The sequence below is a fragment of the Niastella sp. OAS944 genome (genome assembly GCA_024809215.1).
In the GTDB taxonomy this organism is placed as follows: Bacteria; Bacteroidota; Bacteroidia; order Chitinophagales; family Chitinophagaceae; genus Niastella.
Map to the genome: position 1 here is coordinate 56879 of JANUBW010000004.1, position 21308 is coordinate 78186.

The 21308-nt window shown below is 39.5% G+C and carries 25 protein-coding genes and 1 tRNA gene; 13 read left to right on the forward strand and 13 right to left on the reverse strand.

Translation table 11 applies throughout. The features are described from left to right. Positions 1–257: 257 nt before the first annotated feature. From GGD38_RS18660 to GGD38_RS18680, 5 genes are all read left to right on the forward strand, one after another. On the forward strand, positions 258–527 hold the full coding sequence (locus GGD38_RS18660; RefSeq protein ID WP_375301899.1) for a hypothetical protein: 270 nt from the start codon (positions 258–260) through the stop codon (positions 525–527). Positions 528–545: 18 nt separating this feature from the next. Beyond that, positions 546–1439, forward strand: coding sequence for a DUF692 family multinuclear iron-containing protein (locus GGD38_RS18665; protein ID WP_375301900.1), 894 nt, complete (start codon positions 546–548; stop codon positions 1437–1439). 1 nt (position 1440) lies between these two features. Beyond that, positions 1441–1938 (forward strand): hypothetical protein, encoded by a 498-nt coding sequence (locus tag GGD38_RS18670; RefSeq protein WP_375303858.1) that lies wholly within the window; start codon positions 1441–1443, stop codon positions 1936–1938. A 23-nt stretch (positions 1939–1961) separates the two neighbouring features. Further along, positions 1962–2270 carry a YdhR family protein gene (locus GGD38_RS18675; RefSeq protein ID WP_375301902.1) on the forward strand — a complete coding sequence of 103 codons (309 nt, stop codon included), beginning with the start codon at positions 1962–1964 and terminating at the stop codon, positions 2268–2270. Between the two features lie 155 nt (positions 2271–2425). Continuing rightward, positions 2426–2890, forward strand: coding sequence for a hypothetical protein (locus GGD38_RS18680; RefSeq protein ID WP_375301903.1), 465 nt, complete (start codon positions 2426–2428; stop codon positions 2888–2890). A 96-nt stretch (positions 2891–2986) separates the two neighbouring features. Here GGD38_RS18680 and GGD38_RS18685 read toward each other — a convergent pair whose 3' ends face one another. Next, positions 2987–3478 (reverse strand): hypothetical protein, encoded by a 492-nt coding sequence (locus GGD38_RS18685; protein WP_375301904.1) that lies wholly within the window; start codon positions 3476–3478, stop codon positions 2987–2989. 556 nt (positions 3479–4034) lie between these two features. On the opposite strand from GGD38_RS18685, the gene GGD38_RS18690 reads away from it, so the two are divergent. After that, a complete protein-coding gene (locus tag GGD38_RS18690; protein WP_375301905.1) occupies positions 4035–4454 on the forward strand; it encodes a hypothetical protein in 420 nt (139 codons plus the stop codon). A 111-nt stretch (positions 4455–4565) separates the two neighbouring features. Here the strand turns inward: GGD38_RS18690 and GGD38_RS18695 are convergent, their stop codons facing one another. Both GGD38_RS18695 and GGD38_RS18700 read right to left on the reverse strand, forming a co-directional pair. Beyond that, on the reverse strand, positions 4566–5678 hold the full coding sequence (locus GGD38_RS18695) for a two-component regulator propeller domain-containing protein (RefSeq protein WP_375301906.1): 1113 nt from the start codon (positions 5676–5678) through the stop codon (positions 4566–4568). Positions 5679–6112: 434 nt separating this feature from the next. Further along, a complete protein-coding gene (locus GGD38_RS18700) occupies positions 6113–6466 on the reverse strand; it encodes a winged helix-turn-helix transcriptional regulator (RefSeq protein ID WP_375301907.1) in 354 nt (117 codons plus the stop codon). Between the two features lie 134 nt (positions 6467–6600). On the opposite strand from GGD38_RS18700, the gene GGD38_RS18705 reads away from it, so the two are divergent. The 5 genes from GGD38_RS18705 to GGD38_RS18725 all read left to right on the forward strand — a co-directional run bounded on the left by GGD38_RS18705 (position 6601) and on the right by GGD38_RS18725 (position 12598). Next, the gene (locus tag GGD38_RS18705; RefSeq protein WP_375301908.1) at positions 6601–7383 is read left to right on the forward strand and encodes an SDR family oxidoreductase; all 783 of its coding nucleotides are present in this window, start codon (positions 6601–6603) and stop codon (positions 7381–7383) included. 20 nt (positions 7384–7403) lie between these two features. Next, entirely contained in the window at positions 7404–7727 is a 324-nt protein-coding gene (locus tag GGD38_RS18710) for a nuclear transport factor 2 family protein (protein ID WP_375301909.1), read from the forward strand. 653 nt (positions 7728–8380) lie between these two features. Further along, positions 8381–9418 carry an SDR family NAD(P)-dependent oxidoreductase gene (locus GGD38_RS18715; protein ID WP_375301910.1) on the forward strand — a complete coding sequence of 346 codons (1038 nt, stop codon included), beginning with the start codon at positions 8381–8383 and terminating at the stop codon, positions 9416–9418. Positions 9419–9469: 51 nt separating this feature from the next. Continuing rightward, positions 9470–10300 carry a helix-turn-helix domain-containing protein gene (locus tag GGD38_RS18720; protein ID WP_375301911.1) on the forward strand — a complete coding sequence of 277 codons (831 nt, stop codon included), beginning with the start codon at positions 9470–9472 and terminating at the stop codon, positions 10298–10300. A 1827-nt stretch (positions 10301–12127) separates the two neighbouring features. Next, on the forward strand, positions 12128–12598 hold the full coding sequence (locus GGD38_RS18725) for a hypothetical protein (RefSeq protein ID WP_375301912.1): 471 nt from the start codon (positions 12128–12130) through the stop codon (positions 12596–12598). A 115-nt stretch (positions 12599–12713) separates the two neighbouring features. Here the strand turns inward: GGD38_RS18725 and GGD38_RS18730 are convergent, their stop codons facing one another. The 9 genes from GGD38_RS18730 to GGD38_RS18770 all read right to left on the reverse strand — a co-directional run bounded on the left by GGD38_RS18730 (position 12714) and on the right by GGD38_RS18770 (position 19228). Then, positions 12714–12932: a hypothetical protein gene (locus GGD38_RS18730; protein WP_375301913.1), complete on the reverse strand. Its 219-nt coding sequence runs from the start codon at positions 12930–12932 to the stop codon at positions 12714–12716. 317 nt (positions 12933–13249) lie between these two features. Next, positions 13250–13918 (reverse strand): site-specific integrase, encoded by a 669-nt coding sequence (locus GGD38_RS18735; protein WP_375303737.1) that lies wholly within the window; start codon positions 13916–13918, stop codon positions 13250–13252. 65 nt (positions 13919–13983) lie between these two features. Further along, positions 13984–14628, reverse strand: a complete 645-nt coding sequence (locus tag GGD38_RS18740; protein ID WP_375301914.1) for a hypothetical protein — start codon at positions 14626–14628, stop codon at positions 13984–13986. Then, positions 14625–16334, reverse strand: coding sequence for a reverse transcriptase domain-containing protein (locus GGD38_RS18745; protein ID WP_375301915.1), 1710 nt, complete (start codon positions 16332–16334; stop codon positions 14625–14627). The genes GGD38_RS18740 and GGD38_RS18745 overlap by 4 nt, the downstream gene beginning before the upstream one ends. 275 nt (positions 16335–16609) lie before the next feature. Continuing rightward, positions 16610–16696 (reverse strand) — tRNA-Leu (locus GGD38_RS18750). A gap of 244 nt (positions 16697–16940) precedes the next feature. Continuing rightward, positions 16941–17294, reverse strand: a complete 354-nt coding sequence (locus tag GGD38_RS18755; protein ID WP_375301916.1) for a DUF6717 family protein — start codon at positions 17292–17294, stop codon at positions 16941–16943. A gap of 155 nt (positions 17295–17449) precedes the next feature. Next, entirely contained in the window at positions 17450–17986 is a 537-nt protein-coding gene (locus GGD38_RS18760; protein WP_375301917.1) for a hypothetical protein, read from the reverse strand. Between the two features lie 63 nt (positions 17987–18049). Continuing rightward, entirely contained in the window at positions 18050–18607 is a 558-nt protein-coding gene (locus GGD38_RS18765) for a dihydrofolate reductase family protein (RefSeq protein ID WP_375301918.1), read from the reverse strand. Between the two features lie 36 nt (positions 18608–18643). Beyond that, a complete protein-coding gene (locus GGD38_RS18770; protein ID WP_375303738.1) occupies positions 18644–19228 on the reverse strand; it encodes a response regulator in 585 nt (194 codons plus the stop codon). A 212-nt stretch (positions 19229–19440) separates the two neighbouring features. Here GGD38_RS18770 and GGD38_RS18775 point away from each other — a divergent pair, with 212 nt between their 5' ends. Next, a complete protein-coding gene (locus tag GGD38_RS18775; RefSeq protein ID WP_375301919.1) occupies positions 19441–19818 on the forward strand; it encodes a hypothetical protein in 378 nt (125 codons plus the stop codon). Then, positions 19815–20075, forward strand: a complete 261-nt coding sequence (locus GGD38_RS18780; RefSeq protein WP_375301920.1) for a TIR domain-containing protein — start codon at positions 19815–19817, stop codon at positions 20073–20075. Before GGD38_RS18775 ends, GGD38_RS18780 begins: the two co-directional genes overlap by 4 nt. Before the next feature lie 11 nt (positions 20076–20086). Here the strand turns inward: GGD38_RS18780 and GGD38_RS18785 are convergent, their stop codons facing one another. After that, positions 20087–21304, reverse strand: a complete 1218-nt coding sequence (locus GGD38_RS18785) for a hypothetical protein (RefSeq protein ID WP_375301921.1) — start codon at positions 21302–21304, stop codon at positions 20087–20089. Positions 21305–21308: the final 4 nt, after the last annotated feature.

Below are 21308 nucleotides of genomic sequence, written 5' to 3' on the forward strand. Positions count from 1 at the left end.
CGTTCAAGCGTGTCACTAACTGCTTATGCGGCGGGCAAGCATAAGTAGTCATATCTGCCGCCTGTAAAAAATTGGGTGTTTTCACGGTGCATAACACATTCAATAATTGTTTAACTTGAATACATTGTAAAGTATTAATCTTGCGTATACCTCATATTCCTGACATTTAAATCCCTTCGAAGACAATTGATTCAGCTTTATTGTTTCTCTCGTGTAGGGAAACTTAGCATTATATTTTTCACCTTAAATATTCAATAATGTCTGACAAGAGCATAGTTCAGCCAGAGGCAGGTATTGCCTCTGCCCACGCAGGTATCGGCGGTTTACGCCCTGGTACCATCCAGTTAACATTTAAGGAAGGAATTGTTGCCAAAAGTGTTCATGAATCACTTGACCGGATCTTTAAATTACATGGCTGCATTGGATGTGGATTACTTGGTATTGACCTCCGCCTTCGGATAGAGGATCCAATCTTCAGTAAACTACGCGACATTGATGGATTGATTGATGCTACTATTTTCCGTTAAACTAAAGGCATAACCAAGATGCAGGCTATTCAACAATCAGGTAGTACACATACATTGTGTACTACCTACGATGCTTATGACCCAATATTCCTGAAGAAGGTATTGCCTTACATACAGTATATTGAAGTAACGCCCGATACTATAGCAAGAGCCTTGGATGACAGAATTACGTTAAACGAATCGATCATTAACAGTCTTCTGGATGTTTTACCATTTGTAAAAGTAATAGCGCATGGCGTTGGCCTTTCTATTGGCAGCTATGATGATTACTCAAAGGCTTATATAAATTTACTTGATGAACTTATTGAAACTATACCTTTGGCATGGCATAGTGAACACCTTGGTTATGTAAGAATAAATGGCCAAAATTTAAATACTATGCTTGCCTTACCCCGCACCAAAGAGATGCTAGACCTGATCTGCGCGCGGGTATGCCTTATACAAGACCGGTATAAGATCCCTTTTCTGCTGGAAAACATTGTTCACCTGCTACCGGATGCACCTGCCGATTTTTCAGATGCGCAATTCCTGAATGAGCTGACAAAGCGAACTGGCTGTGGGCTTATCCTGGATGTTTACAATTTAGAGTGTGATTCGCATAATCATCGTTTTGACATATCCGGTTTCCTGGATGAGTTAAACTTTTCACCGGTTAAAGAGATCCATATTGCAGGAGGCACTGAATATAAAGGGTTCAAATTGGATATTCATTCCAACATCGTTAGCGACAGCACTATTGATCTCACTTTGCAAATCCTGAAACACCCCGCCTGCCAGGTAGAAACCATCAATTATGAACTGTTGCCTGAGGCTGTTAATGTACTGGGCCATGATGTAGTGTGTGAAGAATTAAAGAAATTATCTAAGATATTCAATACCCCCACTCGTGAATTTACAGGAATTTCAAGTTAAGATGCTGGGCCTTATAAAATCAACCTACGAACCCTGTGAACAGGATTCAGTATATTTACGTGAGCTTAGAACCTCAAGAGAATTATGCCTGGTAAAAGAAATATGCATCTGGTGGCGGTGTTTCCAGATTGAAAATTATTGCCCCTTAACATCCGAGTGGTTAAAACAGCAGAATTTACTGGAACACTGTATTGAGGAATATTATCAAAATACGAATGTTCCCTCTTATATTGAACAAGCCGGAATAGCTTTTCTTGAATATATCCTATCACACATTGCCGATTCGGTGGCTCATTCCATAGCGGCATTTGAACGGGCGATGATCCAGGTAAAAAGAGGTGATTTGCGTGAGTATATTATTTCCTGGGACTATGAACCTTACGCTGTGCTTTCTGGTATATTGTACAAAACACCTTATGACCAGGTCAATGCAAAAGGACAATACAAGGTAGCAGTTTCGTATAATATTCCCGGTTTATTCAACGTGGTTAAAATGTAGGTACACTTTAAAAATATTGAACAATGCACGCCCAACTAATCACTTATCAATTAAATGATATTTCTCAATCGGAATATCTTAAGCAAATGGTGGAACCAGATGCGCCAATTTTGGCGGAAGTAAAAGGTCTTATTTCAAAAGTTTGGCTCGCAGACGTAGAAAAAAACACTTTTGGCGGTTTCTATTTATGGGATAACAAAAAGGCGATGGAAGATTTTATGAATTCTGATCTGGTAAAAGCAGTTGTAAGCCGGCCCTTCGTAAAGAATGTTTCCTCGGTTGACTTTGAAGTAAATGAGAAAGCTTCATTGATTACCCGGGGAGTAAAATAGCTAGTAACCTCTCATACATACAATACACCGCCCTTCAAATTATTACTAATTGTAATCAATAAGAAGTTGTCATTGGGTCATTAAGTACAAACTTCTGCGGCATTTGCGTTACCAGGCAAAATCCACGTATTTTTAGTAGTACAATAGTAACAGTAATGATCACCACAAAACGATTAATTATCTTTCTTTCAGTTTATTTGATTTCTAATTTAAGCTACGGACAAATTAATATTCTGGACAGTTGTGGGGTGGATTCAAAGCAAGAATTGAATCAATATGAAATCAAAATCCTGGACAGTCTGTTTCTTCCACCTTTTGAGACTAAGAAATCCGGGATCATAGATCCTAAGAAAGGATTTGACTTCAAGGATAAAAAAATTGCTTTTTATTCTTGTGCTAAAAACTCCAACACAAAAGGAAATGGACTTTTGTCAAAACAAGAATTTTTTAAGTTTTGTAGGACAAATTTTAAAGGACACGCAGGTAAAGGAATTATTAAATTGAATGAAAAAGAAAAGAAAGAATCGAAAGGATTTGATGCAGTGATAATAATTGACTGCCCGTATGACACAATAACAATGAAAGACTTAATATCGAAGTTGAATGCGAAATATGGTTAGAATAGATCAATAAAAAGAGGGCACGACAAACGAAGCGATAATTTGCCGTTGGTTGAATTGAAATAGCTCGTATATGACCACTCTACAATGCCTGCCTTATTTTTTTGCACGTACTCTTTTTTCTTCAATGTTTGTCGAAAATTGAGCAGTTATATCTTCACCTTTTCTGTTTATAACTTTTTTAAAAAGCTTTTTGTATAAGGTGTCGCCCTTGATTTCATACTGCTGCCAAACTGTAGTTCCTATAAATTCTGCTACCGTTACATACAGGTGCGTTTCTTTATAAACATTGCCGTCTGTTTCATAAGTGCCGCCTGAAGCCAGGTTCCATTTCCCGGTAGAATCCTTCATTATAAGGCAGAAAAAACCATCCGCGAAAATCTTGAGCTGCAGCGGTCTTTTAATGTTTGCCAAAGGCCGTTCTGTAGTTGAAACGAGTTCCCAGGCGCCTTCCAAATCATCTTTGCCAGCTGAAGAAACATTACTGATCTGCGATTTATTTGCTCCTTTAGTGGGGCCGGTACAACTTAATAAACTGAGGAATGCTGCTGTAACGACTAATGATAGCCAATTTTTTGAATTTGACATGTTTGTAAATTTTAAGGTTAAGAGATAGCTGATGTTGGCAGGATTGAGAGTAGGTGTTACAGATTGTTTTGGGCCAACGGTTGTTTAAAGTTACAAAGAGACCGTTATAATAATATTGGTAGCCGACTATAAAGTATAATGTAGTCTACAAAGAATGCAGATTTATCCAACGTTTTAAGGCTCAGGCCCGGCTCACACAATAACCAGTCATCCTCCCCTATAGGACAGATCTTATTAACTGCGTCACGAAATATTTGTAATAAAGTTTGCATGGTGGCGTTTTGAATTATCGAACCAGGAGGTAGAAGGTTTATGGCTCATTTTTAAACTTAAATTTTTGTTGGCCAAAACAATCAGTTTATTGAACTCCAACTTAAGAAAAATCAAAGAAAAACTTCCCTCCTTGCAGCCGGAAAGTAGATTTCGGCTATAAAACATACCATTTTACGATTATTTACAAAAGTTACATTTTTATTTACAATCCAAGTTCCTCAGGCTGAAATACATCAAAGTATTTTTGTTGCATCAACTCTAAAAGACACGAAAAATAAAAAATATGAAAAAAGTTATTTATGCGCTGTTCTTACCGTTGGTTGTGGTAAGCGGACTAGTATTTGCTAATCGCGAAATTAAAAATGAAGTTTCTAAAAATTCATCGCCAAAACCGCTTACTGATCCTGAAAAGATGGAAGCTGTTATAACCTCTCTTTCTCTTCCGTCAGGCTCAAGAGGAGGTTTCGGACTAATGGTCAGAATTAATGGTTACGATTATATTCTTAGTTTTGGCCGGGAAAATGCTAATGAATTTCAGCAATTGCATAGCCTGAAAGTTAACGACAAAATACTTATAAGAAGCCAAAGTGTATTTAGTGGTTTGTACACGCCCAATTATTCATTTGCAATTATATCGGGCGACTATGTAGAACGAGACGGTAAAATAATTTATAAACGTGCCCCTCGCAATGGCGGTTGCTGAGTAAGAATGATTTGAGCATTGTTATTCAAAAAGTAAAATTGATAAAAAATTGATTGTAACTAAAAAACCTCAAGTTGAACTTGAGGCTTTTTATTCAACGAGTCTAACGACTTAAAGCTTTTTACTTTTAAAGTCCGTGATGGTCTTTCCATCATAACGATACACCCCATCAGATGCGCCAAACCAAATATTTCCTTTATCGTCCTCTAAAATCGCGGAGATCATTGGTTTATTTATTATTTCGGTTACAGTTGGCTTTTCATTGGCCAATGACTTTTCATCATAGCGGGAAAGTACCCACCCGCCATTATTAGCTCTTTGTGAACTGGTCCAAATATTTCCTTTTTTATCTTCGTAGATATATCCAACAAAATTTTGAGTAAAATTGGTAAATGTAGTGCCGTCATAACGCCAAAGGCCATTGAAAGCCCCCAGCCAGATATTTCCTTTTTTATCTTTGATTATCGAACGGACGTTTGCAAAAGATTTACCATCCTTATTGGTTATAGTGGTGAATGTCTTTCCATCATAAACGGAGGCATAGCCCCTTGTGCCAAACCAAAGTTTTCCTGTTTTGTCTTCAATGATAGAATTAACAGCATTATGCATCCAGCTATCTTCTGGAATCGGGCGTTGGTAAATTGAAATATGGAAAGAATCAGTAGAAGTAACAGAAGCGGCTTCTTTCATTTTAAGACTTCGAAAGGATTTCCCATCATAACGGCTTGCTCCGTTGTCAGTGCCGAACCAAATATTACCGGTTTTATCTTCATAAATATTCCCAACCCGATCATTAGCAAGCCCATCCCTGGTTGTGAAATTTTGAAAGCCTGCCGGTCCGGCAGGCAGGGATTCACCCTGCCCGACTCCTTCATTCAGGCGGGCATTGTAATAGTAAACACCTGAATCTCTGGTACCAAACCAAAGATTTCCTTTTCGATCTTCCAGAACATCCCAGAAGCGGGCTGAACTCACTTTACTGGTAATATTGGTAAATGACTTTCCGTCGAAACGGAAAATACCTTCGTTTGAAACAAGCCAAATGTTCCCCTTTCGATCTCGCTTGATGGTGCGAACAAAGCTGTTGGGTCCATGGGAAGAGGATACGTCTTTGGTTTCAACGGTATTCTGAGCGCCATTTTTTTGTTGGGCCTGAACGGGAAAATAGATTGCTCCTGCGAGCATGATAATCAGGCTGTACAAAACATTTCTTTTATTTTTCATGTCCTATTAAAATTTGGTACAGCGAAACTATATCGATCTTTTCAGCTTGAAGGGTCAGGATTGTAAATCTTAATGTAACCGTTGTAAATTATTGTAAAATCATCTTGGATCTTAGAGGGAAATATTCAATTACAAGTCTTTTGAATTGAAAAGAAGGAACTGTTTGTTCAATTAGAGGTTCTTTCAATTAAAAAGAATTTACATTTTTTTCAATTGGAAAAACTGATTTATACTACTTTGCCTCCCTGGAACAGGCGGAGTATTCCGGGTGGAGGTTCCATTGTACTACAATTTTTACTGGATAGCATCCGGTGTTTCTTCCTGAGGAAAATGCCCCGGTATTTTCCAGTCTTATAACCCCGGGTGTTTTCCAGTTTCACTCCAGCGATCTTTATACATGCAAAATACATCATTGCGCCCGGTTGTAGTTGGTATTACAAACGTTTTAAAATCACATCCCGTAAACGGTCTTCGTGCTTATCGCCCCATTGCCCTAAGGCGGCAATCACGGGGATTAACGTCTTACCAAATTCAGTAAGGCTGTATTCTACTTTTGGCGGTACAACAGGATAAATTTTTCTCGTAACCAGTTCATGCTTTTCCAATTCATTTAACTGCATGTTCAAAACCCTGCGTGAAGCATCGGGAATTTTGCGTTGCAGTTCGCTTGGACGCTTATGTCCCTGATCGATAAACCAAAGCAAGCGTATCTTCCATTTACCGTATAGTACTTCACCTATCAGATCAAGGCCACAATTCAAGTTCGGTATTACTTTCCTTTCATACATATCGCAAAATTAAACCTATATCACAGTTTTTGCAATAAGGGAAAATTTTATCCCTATCTGAATCGTAACTCCGTACTTGTGAGGAACTAACGTACTTCGGAGATTTGCACAAAGAAACTTAAAAACAATCTAAAATGGATTATCAAAATGAGCTATTAGGCAAGATTGCCTTGGTTACGGGTGGGACAAAAGGAAGCGGAAGGGCAATTGCAGAAAGGCTTTTACAAGCAGGCGCAACGGTAATTATAACAGCAAGGAATGCACCCGAAAAAGAAAACAGCAAGTTGCATTTCATTCCTTCCGATTTGAGTAAGGCAGAAGGCGCACAAAAAGTAATCAGCGAAGTACTATCGACTTATGCGAGCCTGGATATCCTTGTGAACAACCTTGGTTCTTCAACTACACCCGCCGGTGGCTTTATCGCATTAAATGATGAGGATTGGGAATTAACCTTACAAGCTAATTTGCTTGCTCCTATCAGGCTTGACAGAGGATTTTTACCGCAAATGATAAATAGAAAAACTGGTGTTATCATTCACATCGCTTCCATACAGGGCAAATTGCCACTGTACGATTCTACTTTGCCTTATGCAGCTGCAAAAGCAGGATTGATCAATTACAGTAAGAGCTTATCAAATGAAGTTACGCCCAAAGGTGTCCGTGTGCTAACTGTTTCACCAGGATGGATAAATACAACAGCATCGATAGCCTGGTTGGGCGAGATCGCAAGAAATGCAAATAGTACTGTAGAAGAAGCTCAGCAAGGTGTCATGGACGCATTGGGTGGAATACCTTACGGCAGGCCCGCCGAACCGGAAGAAGTGGCTGAGTTAGTTGGCTTTTTGGTTTCGCCAAGAGCCAATTATTTAACAGGAACAAATTTTGTAATTGACGGCGGAACTGTACCGACTATTTAATAACCTCAAAATAAAAAATAATGAACCTACCGGAAGTAGTATCAGATTTAGTAGAAGCACAAAACGCCTTTGATAGCGTTACTTACGCAAATTGTTTTTCCGAAACAGCCGTAGTTTATGATGAAGGCAAAACACACAAGGGACGAAAAGAGATAGAACTTTGGATTAAAGAATCCAATGAAAAATACCAATCAGTGATGAAACCTCTTGAATATACCGAGAATGGAACTTCAAGTGTATTGTCGGCAGAGTGTTCCGGCACGTTTCCAGGAAGCCCCATTACATTGAAATTTCATTTCGAAATTATAGATTGCCAAATTCAGCATTTAAAAGTAACCAATTAAATATAGTGGAGAGGAACCAAAGATTAGTCACTCTCTGCTTTGGCTGTTTTTGCAAGTTTGACCTTCACAGGAATTGAACCGTATAAACTATTGTTCTACAACAATTTGAGGTTTTACAGGCAAAAAGTAAAAATTGATTTAAACGAAAAAAGCCTCAAGTTCAACAACTTGAGGCTTTTTATTCTTTGGAGCCCCACATAAGAGAATTATCGAACCAGGAGAAGGAAGAATTGAGTTTAATTTATAAGCTTAAGCCAATTATTTGCCTCATAAAGACTGGTTTTGCAGAATTCTAAAAATCTGAGGCATCCGTCTCTTCCCGGCGGATTCCGGAGGGTACGCCGTTGCTGGTATAGCCAGCGATGAATATGAACTCACTGTTGCTTATATCATCCGGGGAATGGCTGCGCCGCTTTAGCCTCCCGTTTTTCTTCATTTGCAAATTACAATCAGCAATAGAGCGTTTAACGGCCCATTCGTATTCCTCAGGTACGGGATAGCCCAAAATGCGCAATTCGGTGATGGCGCAAATCAAATCGACGGGCAGATATTCCCGACAAAAACCGGCCTTTTAAACAAAACAAATCAGCCGTTCAAACAAAGTTCCCCGACAAAATGCTTTCTACTTTTGCCCTAACAGAAATTTTCAAAAAATGGGACAAAATAATTACAACGGAGCATTACAAAAACCAATAGCTTCAGGCTTCAACGCGACATCAACAACTACAGACGTAATCAAGGGAATTGACCTTACAGGCAAAATTGCAATCGTAACAGGAGGTGACAGTGGACTTGGTTTAGAAACCACAAAGACATTGACATCAGCAGGGGCAACTGTTATCGTAACAGCAAGAGACACTGAAAAAGCAAAGCAAAATCTAATTGGTATTGACAATGTGGAAATAGAACGATTGGAACTGACCAATCCTGTTTCCATTAACGCATTTGCTGAAAAGTTCTTAGCATCTCACAGACCATTACACATGCTCATCAATAATGCAGGTGTTATGTGGACCCCGTTGCAACGTGATGAACGTGGATATGAAGGGCAATTTTCTACCAACCACCTGGGACATTTTCAATTGACTGCGAAGCTTTGGAACGCATTGAAAAAAGCAAACGGTGCGAGAGTGATAACCGTTTCATCTTCTGGGCATCATTATTCGCCTGTTCTTTTTGAAGATGTAAATTTTAATACAAGAAATTATGACAAATTTGAAGCGTATGGACAAGCTAAAACTGCAAACATTCTCTTCACGGTAGAACTTGATAAAAAAGCACAGCCATTTGGAGTACGGGCCTTTACCCTGCACCCCGGCGTAATTTTTGAAACCAATTTGACCAGGTATTTGGGAGTTGAGGATTTTGTTTCCTTAGGGGTCTTACATGCAGATGGAACACCAAACGCTGAAACCGAAGCAGCATTAAAGAAAATACTGAAAACCAAAGAACAGGGAGCGGCAACAAGCATTTGGGCAGCAACAAGCCCGCAACTGAATAATATTGGGGGCGTATATCTGGAAGATGTTGAAATAACCAACTACGATCCCAATTCCTATAACAGTGAGGCAGCAAAAATAAACCCGCCAGGAATACCGGGTGTAGCACCGTTCGCATTAGAACCGGAAGCAGCCCAAAAACTTTGGGCATTAAGTGAAGAATTGACACACACAAAATTTAACGTTGAATAATTTAAAAAAGTAAGGCTCATATAGGTGAGCCTTGTTTTTTATCTTTGCACCATGTCCATAATACAAAAAAATAGCCATGTTGACATTGTGTTTACGTGCAGTGAAGCAATTGATCACAATGTTGAAATGATTGCGGAAGAACATGCCATTGTTAGGGTGTTGTCGGGCGAATTAAAAGTAATTCAGTCAAGTAAAACTTACTTTTTTGGAGCAGGCGATACACATCTCTTTCCAAGAAACCGGTTAGCCACGCTGATAAAATCGGAGAAAGATGGTATACCATACAAAGCTATAATTGTGAAGCTGACCAAAGCAGTTTTGAGAGAATTTTATGAACATAAGAAAACTGAAGTTATTCCGAGTTTCAAAAATGATAATATTATTCCACTAAGCAAAAGTCCTTTATTAGAAAGCTTTTTTGCTTCTATGCTGCCGTATTTCGACCTAGACTACAAATTACCTGAAGAGCTTTCCAAATTGAAAACACAAGAAGCAATTACCATATTGCGTTCCATAGACAAAGACATTGACAATATTTTATCCGACTTTTCCGAGCCACACAAAATCAACCTTGTCGAGTTTATGGAACGAAATTATATGTTTAATATGTCTCTGGAAAAATTTAGTTACCTGACGGGTCGAAGTTTAACGACTTTTAAAAGAGATTTCAAAAAAGCGTACGACACTTCACCGCAAAAATGGCTCACACAAAAACGTCTAGAACTAGCCCGTTTTCAATTAACTGAAAAAAACAGAAAGCCTATCGATGTATACTACGAAGTAGGTTTTGAAAACTTATCACATTTCTCTTATGCTTTCAAAAAACAATTTGGTAAGACCCCCACAGAACTTTCGAATCAAAAAAGCAATACAAGCCGCTAACATATTGCTAAAAGCGGGACAGACGTAATACTACTATTGGGCTGAAAGAAATAAACCTCATCATCGAATCGTAATTCAACTTCAGATCAGGCTGACAGCATGCAGATCAAAATTTTTTAAGGCGAAACTGTATGCAGCTCATCAATGCCATTTTTCAACACACCGTAGTGAACCAGAAAAAGGCAAATACAATTGGGCGGCTGTTGACAGTTTAGTAGCGCAAATCAAACCAACAGATCAGGTTCTGGTATGCTTGTTTTCATCTTCGGCATGGGCAACAAGAACATCCACGGTAGTGCAACCAGCATCGCTCGCAAAATCGCCAGACGAGTATTATCAATTTGTTTTCGAGGTAGTGAAGCGGTGTAGCGGGAAGGTAAAATACTGGCAAAATGATAGTGAACCGAACAATCGAATGTTTTGGGATGGCAGTGTAGATGAATTTATCAATCAAACAAAACTCTTTCATAAGGCAGTTAAAGATGCTGATTCCCGACGCTACAGTTGTGCTGGGCGGTTATGATGGTTTGTTTAACCCTCCCGGATATTATTTCCAGTTTCCCGACCAAGAAAAGAGCCTCCAGTTTTTTCGTCAAAGACATATCCACATGCTGCAACAATCTCATTACTCACTAAACATCTTGCAGGCTTTACTAACATAACGCAGGTTAAAGTCAAAAACGCTCCTAAGTTATTTCTATTCAAAGTGAAGTTTAGTAGCTCAAAAAAAATATTTGTTGCATGGGAAAGACGTCACCTGTATACAGGTGAGGATCAACTTCCAACTTCTTACAACATACCATGGGAAAGTAAAACAGCGTCTGCCACCGACCTTTTTGAAAAAACCATAGCAACAAAAGTTCAAAATGGTAAACTCCTAATTAATATTTCACTGGACCCTGTATTTATTATTCCATAGAGTGGATCGGAATCGTTTTTAAATACAATCATAGAGACAGGAATGAAATGGAACTAACACATTAATCAAACTGCAGCCAACATTGCCTTCCATATTTGAATCACGCTACTCTGCGATTTTACACGTCTTTACAACGCCTTCTGAATGTATTCTCAGCACCCCCGCATTTGGAATCGAACGGATATTACATTACTTCAAACTAAAAAGGCCTTAAGTCCAACGACTTAAAGCCTTTTCTTTTGGTGCCCCACGTTGGAGAAATATCGAACCAGGAGGTGGAAGAATTGAGGCTTATTTTTAAGCTAAAACCATTAATAATCAAAACGGAATGAATGCAAACTGTTAATACTTCGATTTTCGAGGTACGAGCAGAAGGCAACTTTACTTTAGTCCGGCTTATCTACCAATTTAGAAAGAAGGATCACAAGAGGTGAAACAAAACTCCCCGGGCCTGGATGTTGCCCGTAATACCCGGTTGGAAATATGTTAAATTCGTGTTCGGTGATTACTGCTTCTTCGATACCTATAAAATAATTCTTTAAAGGGATTTGGTGATAGAAAAGCCACAATGTAGAAACACTGCGATTATTGGTTTGGTTTAAGGCTCTGATTAGTACCCTGCCGGCACACTTGCACTTATCTCTTTTGTAAGACCGACGAAAGAAGAAGAATATGGAATGGTAGCCGTTTTTGAAGACCTCTATGGCAATCAAAGGACCCGCTGGAACCCAATCAAAAAAATAAGGCAGGGCAGATGTGATCAGGAAGTCTTCCGCTATTTGGCGTAACCATACAACAAGGAACACCCGTAAACATCCTACTTCCAGAAAATGGATAGAAGCAGAATTAATAATTTTTTATTAAGTGGCCTTCCTTATCCGGTCCATTTCTTATAACTTGTCAGCCCTATGACAACTAAAAAAATCAACCTGCCCTATAAATCTGTAGAATTTACTTTTCACCAGGGTAATAACTCTTCCTGGTGGTCTGCACAATTAGTCATTGACATTATAGCAATAGAATTTTATATTAACTTACCCTCTGATCAGACAAATGAAGTAGACTGGAAAGATGTAGCGGATTTAATTACGACACTTGACTACCCACACAGGTTACATTATTTAGTCGCCCATGCACAAACATTAGCAACGGCGGTAGGGGAGGCATTTTTCAAGGGCGGCAGCGAACAGTATGAAATGCAGTTTTCAAAATCCATACATTACAAAGGTAAAGATCACTATGGTTCTTCAAACTATGCCAAATGGGAAATAAGTTTCACTTATGGTACACCCGACAGAACGGATGGCGATGCTTATGGAGATTACATTGTAGATTTTGCTGGTTCTCAAATAATCGGCGCCAGACGGATTCAGGTTTAAGCTTCTTTCATTATCCATCTATGGTACCATGTTCAATGTTAGCCTTAGCATCAGAAGTCCGTTTATCGCTGCTTCAGGTAATGGGTTGAAAGCCGATGAAATGTTCTTGTCTTCATTATAATTTAGCTTTTCCCTGATTTTCGCCCATTAATCGGTCTAAATCTTTTTTGCTATAATAGCCCCGATCGTTTTTAAAGATGCCCATTTCAGCACAATTCCGTGCAAACTGCGTATGCTGCTGATTGCAATATATCATAGCCTCCTCTGGTTTTAAATAGGGCTTAAAACAAAGGGCAATTGCCCTCATGACAACTCTTTCATCATGTTTAATCATAATTGTAAGATTGTCTCCAAAAATAAACTGCCGGACAAAGCCCGGCAGCGAGTATATAAAGAGGCTCACAAAATTAAATTCCCGTACTTATGGCATCGTTAGCTGCATTACTGTGAGAAGCTGACAACCCTGGAATGTATTCATCTGCTTTCGAAAGGTCACGCATATATATATCATAGGCCACATCAGTAGGATTTGGCAGCTTGGAGATGGATTCTCGCTCATCTTTCGGACGATGACGTTTATAGATTTTTCGCACTTGTTCTGTGGTTTTGTGTCCCATAAGGTAAGCTACAGTCGCGTCATCCACATTTTTGTCAAGCAATAATATCGAAAAGCTCAATCGGGCCGGACCAGGTGATTTTCTTGCTAATATTGACATCATTGATCCACCCTTTAATTACTTTATTAGTGCCATTGCGGGTGGGTAATTCGAACAGTAAAGGTGATATGTTACCGGTAGCCAATCTTTCCCTGTGAACCTTCTGAACAACTTTCAAAGCGATCGGATGTAGGGTCACACTCATTGGTTTTCCCGTCTTGGACTGCACTAGGCGCTTGATCATGATATCATTAGTAATGGCTACATCTTGCAACTTCTTCACATCGCACCACCTCAATCCTGTATACATGCTGAAAATAAATGCATCCGCTATATGTTGATTCTTGCAATGTGTTCCGAGTAGGCTGATATAATCTTCTATTTCCATATTCTCCTTGATGGATTTACTTGGATTTACTTTTCCTTTCACATCATCCACGGGATTATCGATAAAATAGCGTTGTTTGTAGGCTGCTTTTATTACCTTTTTAAAACGCGACCAGTAATTCATCGGCGTGTCGCCTGTAAAATTTGCCAACAAGTAATCCCGGAAGCGTGTACACAATTCCTCGGTAACATCAATGGGTGGCAAAGACGGTGCTCCTATGAATTCTGTGAACTGCACATAGCTGTTCTCCAGGTGGTGGCTACTGCTAATGATAATATGGCTTCGTTTGGATTATTCAAAACTACTTATGCATATTATGGCAGCTGGTTCTGTAATTAAAATTACGCTACTGCACTCTCATTCCTTTTTAGCTTATATGCATTAAGAAGACTGTGAAAAGCAATTTTAAAAAAGGTCTTACATGTTCTTTTAATCTTATTCCTATTTGGCTTCCTCAATCTTATTTGACCCTTACGATCTTTGTACAGGCTAGGATGTTCGAAATCACTCCTGTATTGGTAGGCAAAGCCCAAGTTAGCTCCCGCGGATTTAATTGGCTCTTCTTGCTCCTGCATTTGCCAGTATCTGCCAGTTTCTTCTCCTTTGTCATGATATTTCTTAAACCCTCCAAGAAAAGCACTTATATAGTGTATTACCACATGATCAATTGTTTTTAAAACCCCAGTGATCCAGGAATGAGTCATTTTGTCCTCTAAACGATCGAAAAGTATTGCGATGTTCGTACAAACTTCCGCAGCCTCATTAACATCCTCAAAAATACCTTCCCCTAATGCTTGTTTAAAATCAAAATCCAGATCAAATTGATCGATAATATCACGATATAACCAAAGAAAGGGGGCTTTTGCTACGTCCTCTTTCATCTTTTCATCTCCCATAAAAATGTAAAAGGCGTCTCGCAGAACGTCGGTCATCTGTTGATTTCCATTGAGTAATTGATCCTCATGGGATGATAATTGACTACTCATAAGCCAAACCAATTTTTAATTATCTCTGAATTACCCAAGCCCTGTCTTTTTGCTACACCCAACGCCAGGTATTGACGTAAATACAGTGATTTCTCTTGTGACACCTTTGTATTAACCGCAGTTAGTAACTGTTGTCCTACTTCTAAATGAGATAATAACAATTGGTAGTACCCTAGTCGTGTTAGCTCGGATTGCTCTTCTAAAAGCTCTCGAAAGAAATGACGTAGCTCAGAAAGATTAAACCGCTGAACCAAAGCCATATTCGATAGAATTTGATATCGAACCCATTCAAGCTGTTTGAATTTTTGAAAAAGCTTCAAAAGGTTATGCTTTATATGTTCATCAGGACCATATTGATTAAGGTTCCAACAAAAATGGTTCGCCTTCCAGAACATGTGTGTGATACCTTCAATCCAATAAGGTATCAGGCTTTTGTGTAGAATCGGTTTGCGGCCTATACTTTTAAGAATGTTGGCCGCATTTCTCCAACGAAAAGCCAAGTCAATGATCTCACGCTGAATTTCGTGATCAGTTAAAGCCATTGCGAGATGTTCAGACATCATTCCTATTTCGTCCATTCTTTTGGGAAGCTCGATTGCGACGATTTCAATTTCGGAATGACAAAATTCAATTAACTCTTCAACTGTTAGTCTTTTGAGATCCTCCGTTCCAACTACATCATTTACATCGTGGGCTGCGAAATCATTTTGAATGGCATGAAGATCGTTTCCACGCCTCAATCCCTCCTCTCTGGAAAGATTAGCACCTTCGTCATCATCATACGGGGATGCAAGGGACTTTTTAAAGTTACGATCGACCTTAATCTCTTCGATACTGGTCTTTTTCGTGTTTAGAGAAAGGCTATTACTTTTAAGATAATTATCGATTAGTATTAATGCATCTTGAAGGCTATCTTCTTTCTCTTCATATATCCTTATGTCATCCATGTATCGATAATACGCATACCCTGCTGTTGTAATTTTTTCATCCAATCCTGCGAGTAGCACATTTGCGAAAAAGAAAGACGCTGCTGGCCCCTGCGGAATGCCGACTCCAAAGGTCACTGAATCACGCGTACCAGACCACACATTCAATGCGTGTTTTAACAATTCCAGAATTACATCTGGAACCTGAAAATTTCTTGAAAGCGCAATTAATAATTTGGAGTGTGGAATCGAATCAAAAAAACCAGTGATATCAGTCTCCAGTTTAAAACGGATATTGGGGTTTTCCAATTCCTTATTAACAGAGTTCACGAAACGGTTATAAAGAGGAACATAATAGTCGAAAAAATAATAATCTCCATCGGCCATGTCCAACAACATGTTCCCTCCGGCAACTTGTGGATGGAGAACGCTACCAAAAACATAATCATTAAATCTATTAAGATTCTCAAAATTATTGAAGGCAATTCTATTAGCGATAGCCTGATAAACGATTGCATCTTCAATAAATAAAACGGTCTTTGTTCGATGCGTTCTTGACGCTTTTGGCTCGTAGTACTTAAATGGTCTTTGAGGCTGGTAGTTACCGGCGGCTATTTTTTCAGAAAGAGCTTTTAGGTTTGACTTTAGAGAAATAGAAAATACTTCAATTCCAAAAAAGTCTCGTACATCTCTTCCATTTGAACACTTCATGCGCTCCCACGCTAATCTCAGACTTTGTTCATCGAAATATTCACTTAAGCCTTCATTTGGGTTGATCATTTGTCAGCACATTAGTTTATTGGGTGTTTAGGGGCATATACAATGCAAAATGCAATCTACTAAAAATGCTGGTAATGACGAAGTTCATGAATTTTACGAGGACTGGGAAGGTTAAAAACTCGTTCGGTGTAAGTAAATCTCCAAACAGAATAAACTTCTACTTGCACTGAAGATATCACGCGACATCAGGAGGTACTAACCTGACTTGACTTGATCCACTTTTTATAATTGTCCACTTGTAAGAATAAAAAAAGCCCCGACTTTCGTCGAGGTCTTGGTGCCCAGAACAGGAATCGAACCTGCACTACCTTGCGATAACCAGATTTTGAGTCTAGCGCGTCTACCAGTTCCGCCATCTGGGCAATTATGTCAAATTTCCGCTTTTTCTACAACCTAGCTTACTTAAAATCAGTGATTTATAGCTTCGCTTATCAGCCGTTTCAAACGGGAGGCAATATTACGACATTGCTAATTCCCTTCCAAAATACAAGGCAATTTTTTTAAAATATTGCTGTTCTTTTATTTACAACAGCTCTTTTTAGGTACCAATACCTTTCTGATTATAGCCCAAACCTTTTGCCACATAGGTATTTTTTAAAGTTTTTACTAATTTTCCTGCCTTACAAAGATACGTTCCGGCAAATTGCCAAACACAAATTCCGTTACCTGGCACAGCCACATGCTGTGGTTGATCTCCTTTCCATGGTAGGTTTTCATCAAATAATAACCCCCACCAATAAAAGGGTCGCACTTTTCCGTTAGCACCAGTTCATCGGCCCCGGCAAAAGGCTCCGTACCAATAGTGAGGGTTACCGCCTCTCCCTCCCCTGCCATCAACTCCAACATAGTATCGGCGCCGTCAACCATTTGCAGGTCGCCGTAATTACCACCCTGCTCAATATATTCTGGCAGGTCAATAAACCAATCGTCACCAGTCTTAATAAACCTGTAAGTTTTCATCGCTTTGTTTTTAACAGTGAGGAGTATGTTAGTTATTAGCGAACTTACTATTTTTAGACTAATTCATGGAATGAGATATACTACACAGTTTCTGCTGTATTGTTTCCCAGAGAGAAAAATTGGGGCGTAATTATAGTAGAAATTTATTGGGCTTACTAATAGCCTATCTTCCTATTCACTGGCGAATTTACCGGCGTATAATATGGAATTCGATTATCGTAGACGTTGCGGCCCACACTTATACCGCCGGAGATTGAAAACGACTTATCATCACTGATATACATCAGTCCTAAATGCGCAGCCGAATAAACGCCAAAGTTATTAGCGTTCATAAAACCATTGCCCTTATTAATGCCTGGCTGAAAAAATGGACTATTAAAATTGAAATAGGTAGGCGCCACCGAAAGACCGGCATAGGCGTATAAGTTATTATTCAACGGCCGGGTCACCTGTACCCCTATGGGCGCCGATAAAAAGGAACCACTGCCGCCCTTAAATGCCATAAATCCGGTTGAAACACTGGCATATTTAGTAAATATCCATTTTTTTTGATGGGTATTGGTATCGGCTACCTGGCGAAAATGCCTGAAAGCAGGATGCATTGGATCTATATTTCCAAATGTAAGGGGCATCTGTGCCTTTACAACTACAGCAGATACCAGTATTGCTGCAAAAAGGATAATCCGTTTCATCTACATAAAGGTAATAATCCTTTTTTATTTATTTGGTTAATATAAGATGAAAAACTACCCATGTTACTGTTTAACATAGTGAAGCGCAACACATCCCGACTTAAAGGTTTTTGACTCAACCAGCCTCAGTTGTAATTTTTCCTGCAAACTGGTACCGTTCATCAACCGCCTACCCTCACCTACAATAAGAGGTTGAACCACAAAATAAAACTCGTCAACCAAACCAAGTTCAATAAGTTGTTCAGGCAGTTCTACACCGCCGGTTGAAATATTTTTACCCGGCTGCTGTTTCAATTTGAGTATTTCTTCCTTCAGGTTCCCACGAATAATTCTCGTATTCTTCTCCTCAGCACTTTCCAGTGTTTTGGAGAAAACAACTTTATCAATGGCGCTGAATGTTTCAGCAAATTCGTTCATTGCTTTTGTTGAAGCAGAACGGTTCTTTACCACATCGGGCCAAAAGGGCACCATCAATTGATAGGTCTTTCGGCCATACACCAGCAGGTCAACATCCCGCATAAGGTTTGTAAAAAATTCATGAACCTCTTCGTCAGCTATTCCTTTGGTATGGTCGCAACAGCCATCCAGTGTCATATTTATTCCGAAGATCAAATTTCTCATTTGATTGGTTTTTAGATTTGAAAAGCTACACACGCCTCAAATTTTTACCAAATTATTCTTTACCGCAAACATGGCCAGGCTTACCCGGCTTTTTACCCGAAAGCGCAGGAAAAGGGTTTCCCGGTACCCGTCGATGGTTTTGGGGCTTAATTTCATTTTATCGGCTATTTCGGCATACGTTAGTTCTGTACAGGCATAATTCAAAAAAATGCGTTCATTTTCCGAAATGCTTTCCCATAACGATTTATTCTCAGCTGTTTTATTGGTAGCATCTGAGGGTCCCCCGTTTTGCACTACATTGGCCAGCGCAGTTGTAACCATATCAGAAAAATAGATCTTTTTGGCGGCCAGCGCTTCCAGTGCTTTGTGCATATCCTCCACCTCAATATCCTTCGATAAATATCCGTGTACACCCAGTCGCACCATTCTTACAATAGCTTCTTCCGATTCAAACATCGATACCACCAGTATGCTGATATCGGGATAATACTTCTTAAGCCAGCTCACCGTTTCAAATCCATCCATGTCGGGCATTTCTATATCCATCAGTACTATATCGGGCAGGCATTTCGGACTTAGCTTTTCCTTTAGCTCTACGCCATTCTCGGCTTCAAATAAAATAGTATACCTGTCGAGAAAAGGATCATTAACCTGGCCGCTTCAACCGAAGTTTGGATAGCGCTGGGCACATTCATGTATTATTCTGCAACGTTGCCGTTGTTCATTCTTTTCGAATACCACACCAGAGAGCAGTCCAAAGTGGCTAATTCCTATTTTTATATAAATGATGCATTAAATGTGCTCATGTACACCTTTTATTTAATTTCCTTTTTATGCAAGCCTCATTCTTTGAAATAACAACCCTAACGCTGGTGATCTCAACGCTGATCATCTTCCTCTTCGGTGCGGCCGTTATTTACTTTTTATTTCTGTATCAGAAAAAACGATTTCGAAATCAACAGGAATTGCTTGAGCTAAGAGAGGCGTTCAATCAAACATTACTGCAATCGAAGCTGGAGATCCAGGAGCAAACACTCGACCATATTTCAAAAGAATTGCATGCTAATTTCAGTCACCTGGTTTCGCTTATCAATATTAACCTGGCCGAAATACTGCCACAAAGCTCGCAGGATATGAAGGAGAGTATATTGGAAACAAAGTCGCTGGCCAAGACGACCGGTATATCCCCGATTATGTTATTGCCCTTATGAGCCCCGATGACCTGCTTAGCAATGGCTCCCTGCGTGCCCGGCAAAACGTGATCTTTGAGCTTGGTTATTACCTGTGTAAACTTGGCCGTAAAAAAGTGAGAATGCTTTTAAAAGGCGATCCCGAAATCCCCGGCGATCTGCAGGGTGTATTGTATACCCGCTACGATGAAAACGGCGCCTGGAAAATGAAACTCGCTAAAGAAATGAAGGATGTGGGTATTGTACTTGATCTCGAAAAAGTGGTTGATAAATTTTAACCCATATGTATTTATAATAAAGCAGAAAGGGGAACGAAGAAGTCATTATTCTCTACGGCTTTCATTGATTTTAATTTTATGGCATCCTGTAAAGTAACGACGCCATCGAGTATCAAAAGCAGGTCGTTGCCATCCATACCAATAATGCTGGTGCGTTTTCCATGGCGAAAAGCAATAAGCCCGTCAGCTGAAAAACCGGCATAACTAATGAAGATGCCACGAGCCCAGGTTGATTTACCTTCTACCTTACCATTAAACACCAGCAGATCGCTTTGTGGCGTAGGAACCGAATACCATTTGGCTTCTAACAACCAGGTATGCGAGCCCAACTCAAAACTGCCATCAATTTCTTCGCCTTTAAGCCTAAACGCAGAACGGGTAATAAGATCATGTGCAGTAAACAAACTGTGCAAAAAACGTTGAAAGGCAAAACCGCGGGCCTGGTTTGTAAGATCATGTAAGCCTACATAAGTTTCTTTTAAAGTCTTTAGATCGGGCTGTGGTTGCTCCTGTTTTTTTTCGGATGTTTTCTCCGGCACAACTTCTTCTACTTCAACCACAGTGGCAGGTATGAGCTCGGCTTCTTTCGCCGGTTCGATAGCAACTGTTGGTTCTTTTGTTTCAGCCACCTTGTTTATATTCATCGTTTTGGGTGGTTTTTCAGGAGCCACCAATAACACCAACGGTCTTATAAGCAATAGCGACGCTCCTATTATCATTCCCCTGATAGACTCCTGGTAGGTATAGGTTGATTCGATATTTATATAATTTCCCAAATGCCACAGACAATAATATACTCCAAAATTACGCACGCCAACAATAATGACATACCGGGTCGATCTCCAGGGATTGATGGGATATTTAGAAGCGGGGCCAAATATCCACTTATCAATTGGTAATAGAAAAACAGTACAAACGGCGGCCATAGCAATACCCTCATTATAATAATGATGTTGTGTGGCGCCTATAACAACCGAACAAAACAAGGCTGCCGTACCTTTTCTAACCCATCTATATTTATCTGCGGAAGGAACTTTTGACCATTTGAGCGGAATAAAAACCGGTTTACGCCATTTTACATAATACGTAATTAAAGGTATGCTCACAAGAAGCGTAACAAAAGCACTGGCTATTGCTGCATACCAGTAACCGCCAACCACCATACGTACAAAAGCACCAAAATACACAACACAAAAAACACAACAGGAATAAAAAACGAGGCGATACATAAAG

Coding starts and splice junctions, on each gene's coding strand:
- GGD38_RS18660 (WP_375301899.1), top strand. CDS start 258: ATGTCTGACAAGAGCATAGTTCAGCCAGAGGCAGGTATTGCCTCTGCC.
- GGD38_RS18665 (WP_375301900.1), top strand. CDS start 546: ATGCAGGCTATTCAACAATCAGGTAGTACACATACATTGTGTACTACC.
- GGD38_RS18670 (WP_375303858.1), top strand. CDS start 1,441: ATGCTGGGCCTTATAAAATCAACCTACGAACCCTGTGAACAGGATTCA.
- GGD38_RS18675 (WP_375301902.1), top strand. CDS start 1,962: ATGCACGCCCAACTAATCACTTATCAATTAAATGATATTTCTCAATCG.
- GGD38_RS18680 (WP_375301903.1), top strand. CDS start 2,426: ATGATCACCACAAAACGATTAATTATCTTTCTTTCAGTTTATTTGATT.
- GGD38_RS18685 (WP_375301904.1), bottom strand. CDS start 3,478: ATGTCAAATTCAAAAAATTGGCTATCATTAGTCGTTACAGCAGCATTC.
- GGD38_RS18690 (WP_375301905.1), top strand. CDS start 4,035: ATGAAAAAAGTTATTTATGCGCTGTTCTTACCGTTGGTTGTGGTAAGC.
- GGD38_RS18695 (WP_375301906.1), bottom strand. CDS start 5,678: ATGAAAAATAAAAGAAATGTTTTGTACAGCCTGATTATCATGCTCGCA.
- GGD38_RS18700 (WP_375301907.1), bottom strand. CDS start 6,466: ATGTATGAAAGGAAAGTAATACCGAACTTGAATTGTGGCCTTGATCTG.
- GGD38_RS18705 (WP_375301908.1), top strand. CDS start 6,601: ATGGATTATCAAAATGAGCTATTAGGCAAGATTGCCTTGGTTACGGGT.
- GGD38_RS18710 (WP_375301909.1), top strand. CDS start 7,404: ATGAACCTACCGGAAGTAGTATCAGATTTAGTAGAAGCACAAAACGCC.
- GGD38_RS18715 (WP_375301910.1), top strand. CDS start 8,381: ATGGGACAAAATAATTACAACGGAGCATTACAAAAACCAATAGCTTCA.
- GGD38_RS18720 (WP_375301911.1), top strand. CDS start 9,470: ATGTCCATAATACAAAAAAATAGCCATGTTGACATTGTGTTTACGTGC.
- GGD38_RS18725 (WP_375301912.1), top strand. CDS start 12,128: ATGACAACTAAAAAAATCAACCTGCCCTATAAATCTGTAGAATTTACT.
- GGD38_RS18730 (WP_375301913.1), bottom strand. CDS start 12,932: ATGATTAAACATGATGAAAGAGTTGTCATGAGGGCAATTGCCCTTTGT.
- GGD38_RS18740 (WP_375301914.1), bottom strand. CDS start 14,628: ATGAGTAGTCAATTATCATCCCATGAGGATCAATTACTCAATGGAAAT.
- GGD38_RS18745 (WP_375301915.1), bottom strand. CDS start 16,334: ATGATCAACCCAAATGAAGGCTTAAGTGAATATTTCGATGAACAAAGT.
- GGD38_RS18755 (WP_375301916.1), bottom strand. CDS start 17,294: ATGAAAACTTACAGGTTTATTAAGACTGGTGACGATTGGTTTATTGAC.
- GGD38_RS18760 (WP_375301917.1), bottom strand. CDS start 17,986: ATGAAACGGATTATCCTTTTTGCAGCAATACTGGTATCTGCTGTAGTT.
- GGD38_RS18765 (WP_375301918.1), bottom strand. CDS start 18,607: ATGAGAAATTTGATCTTCGGAATAAATATGACACTGGATGGCTGTTGC.
- GGD38_RS18775 (WP_375301919.1), top strand. CDS start 19,441: ATGCAAGCCTCATTCTTTGAAATAACAACCCTAACGCTGGTGATCTCA.
- GGD38_RS18780 (WP_375301920.1), top strand. CDS start 19,815: ATGAGCCCCGATGACCTGCTTAGCAATGGCTCCCTGCGTGCCCGGCAA.
- GGD38_RS18785 (WP_375301921.1), bottom strand. CDS start 21,304: ATGTATCGCCTCGTTTTTTATTCCTGTTGTGTTTTTTGTGTTGTGTAT.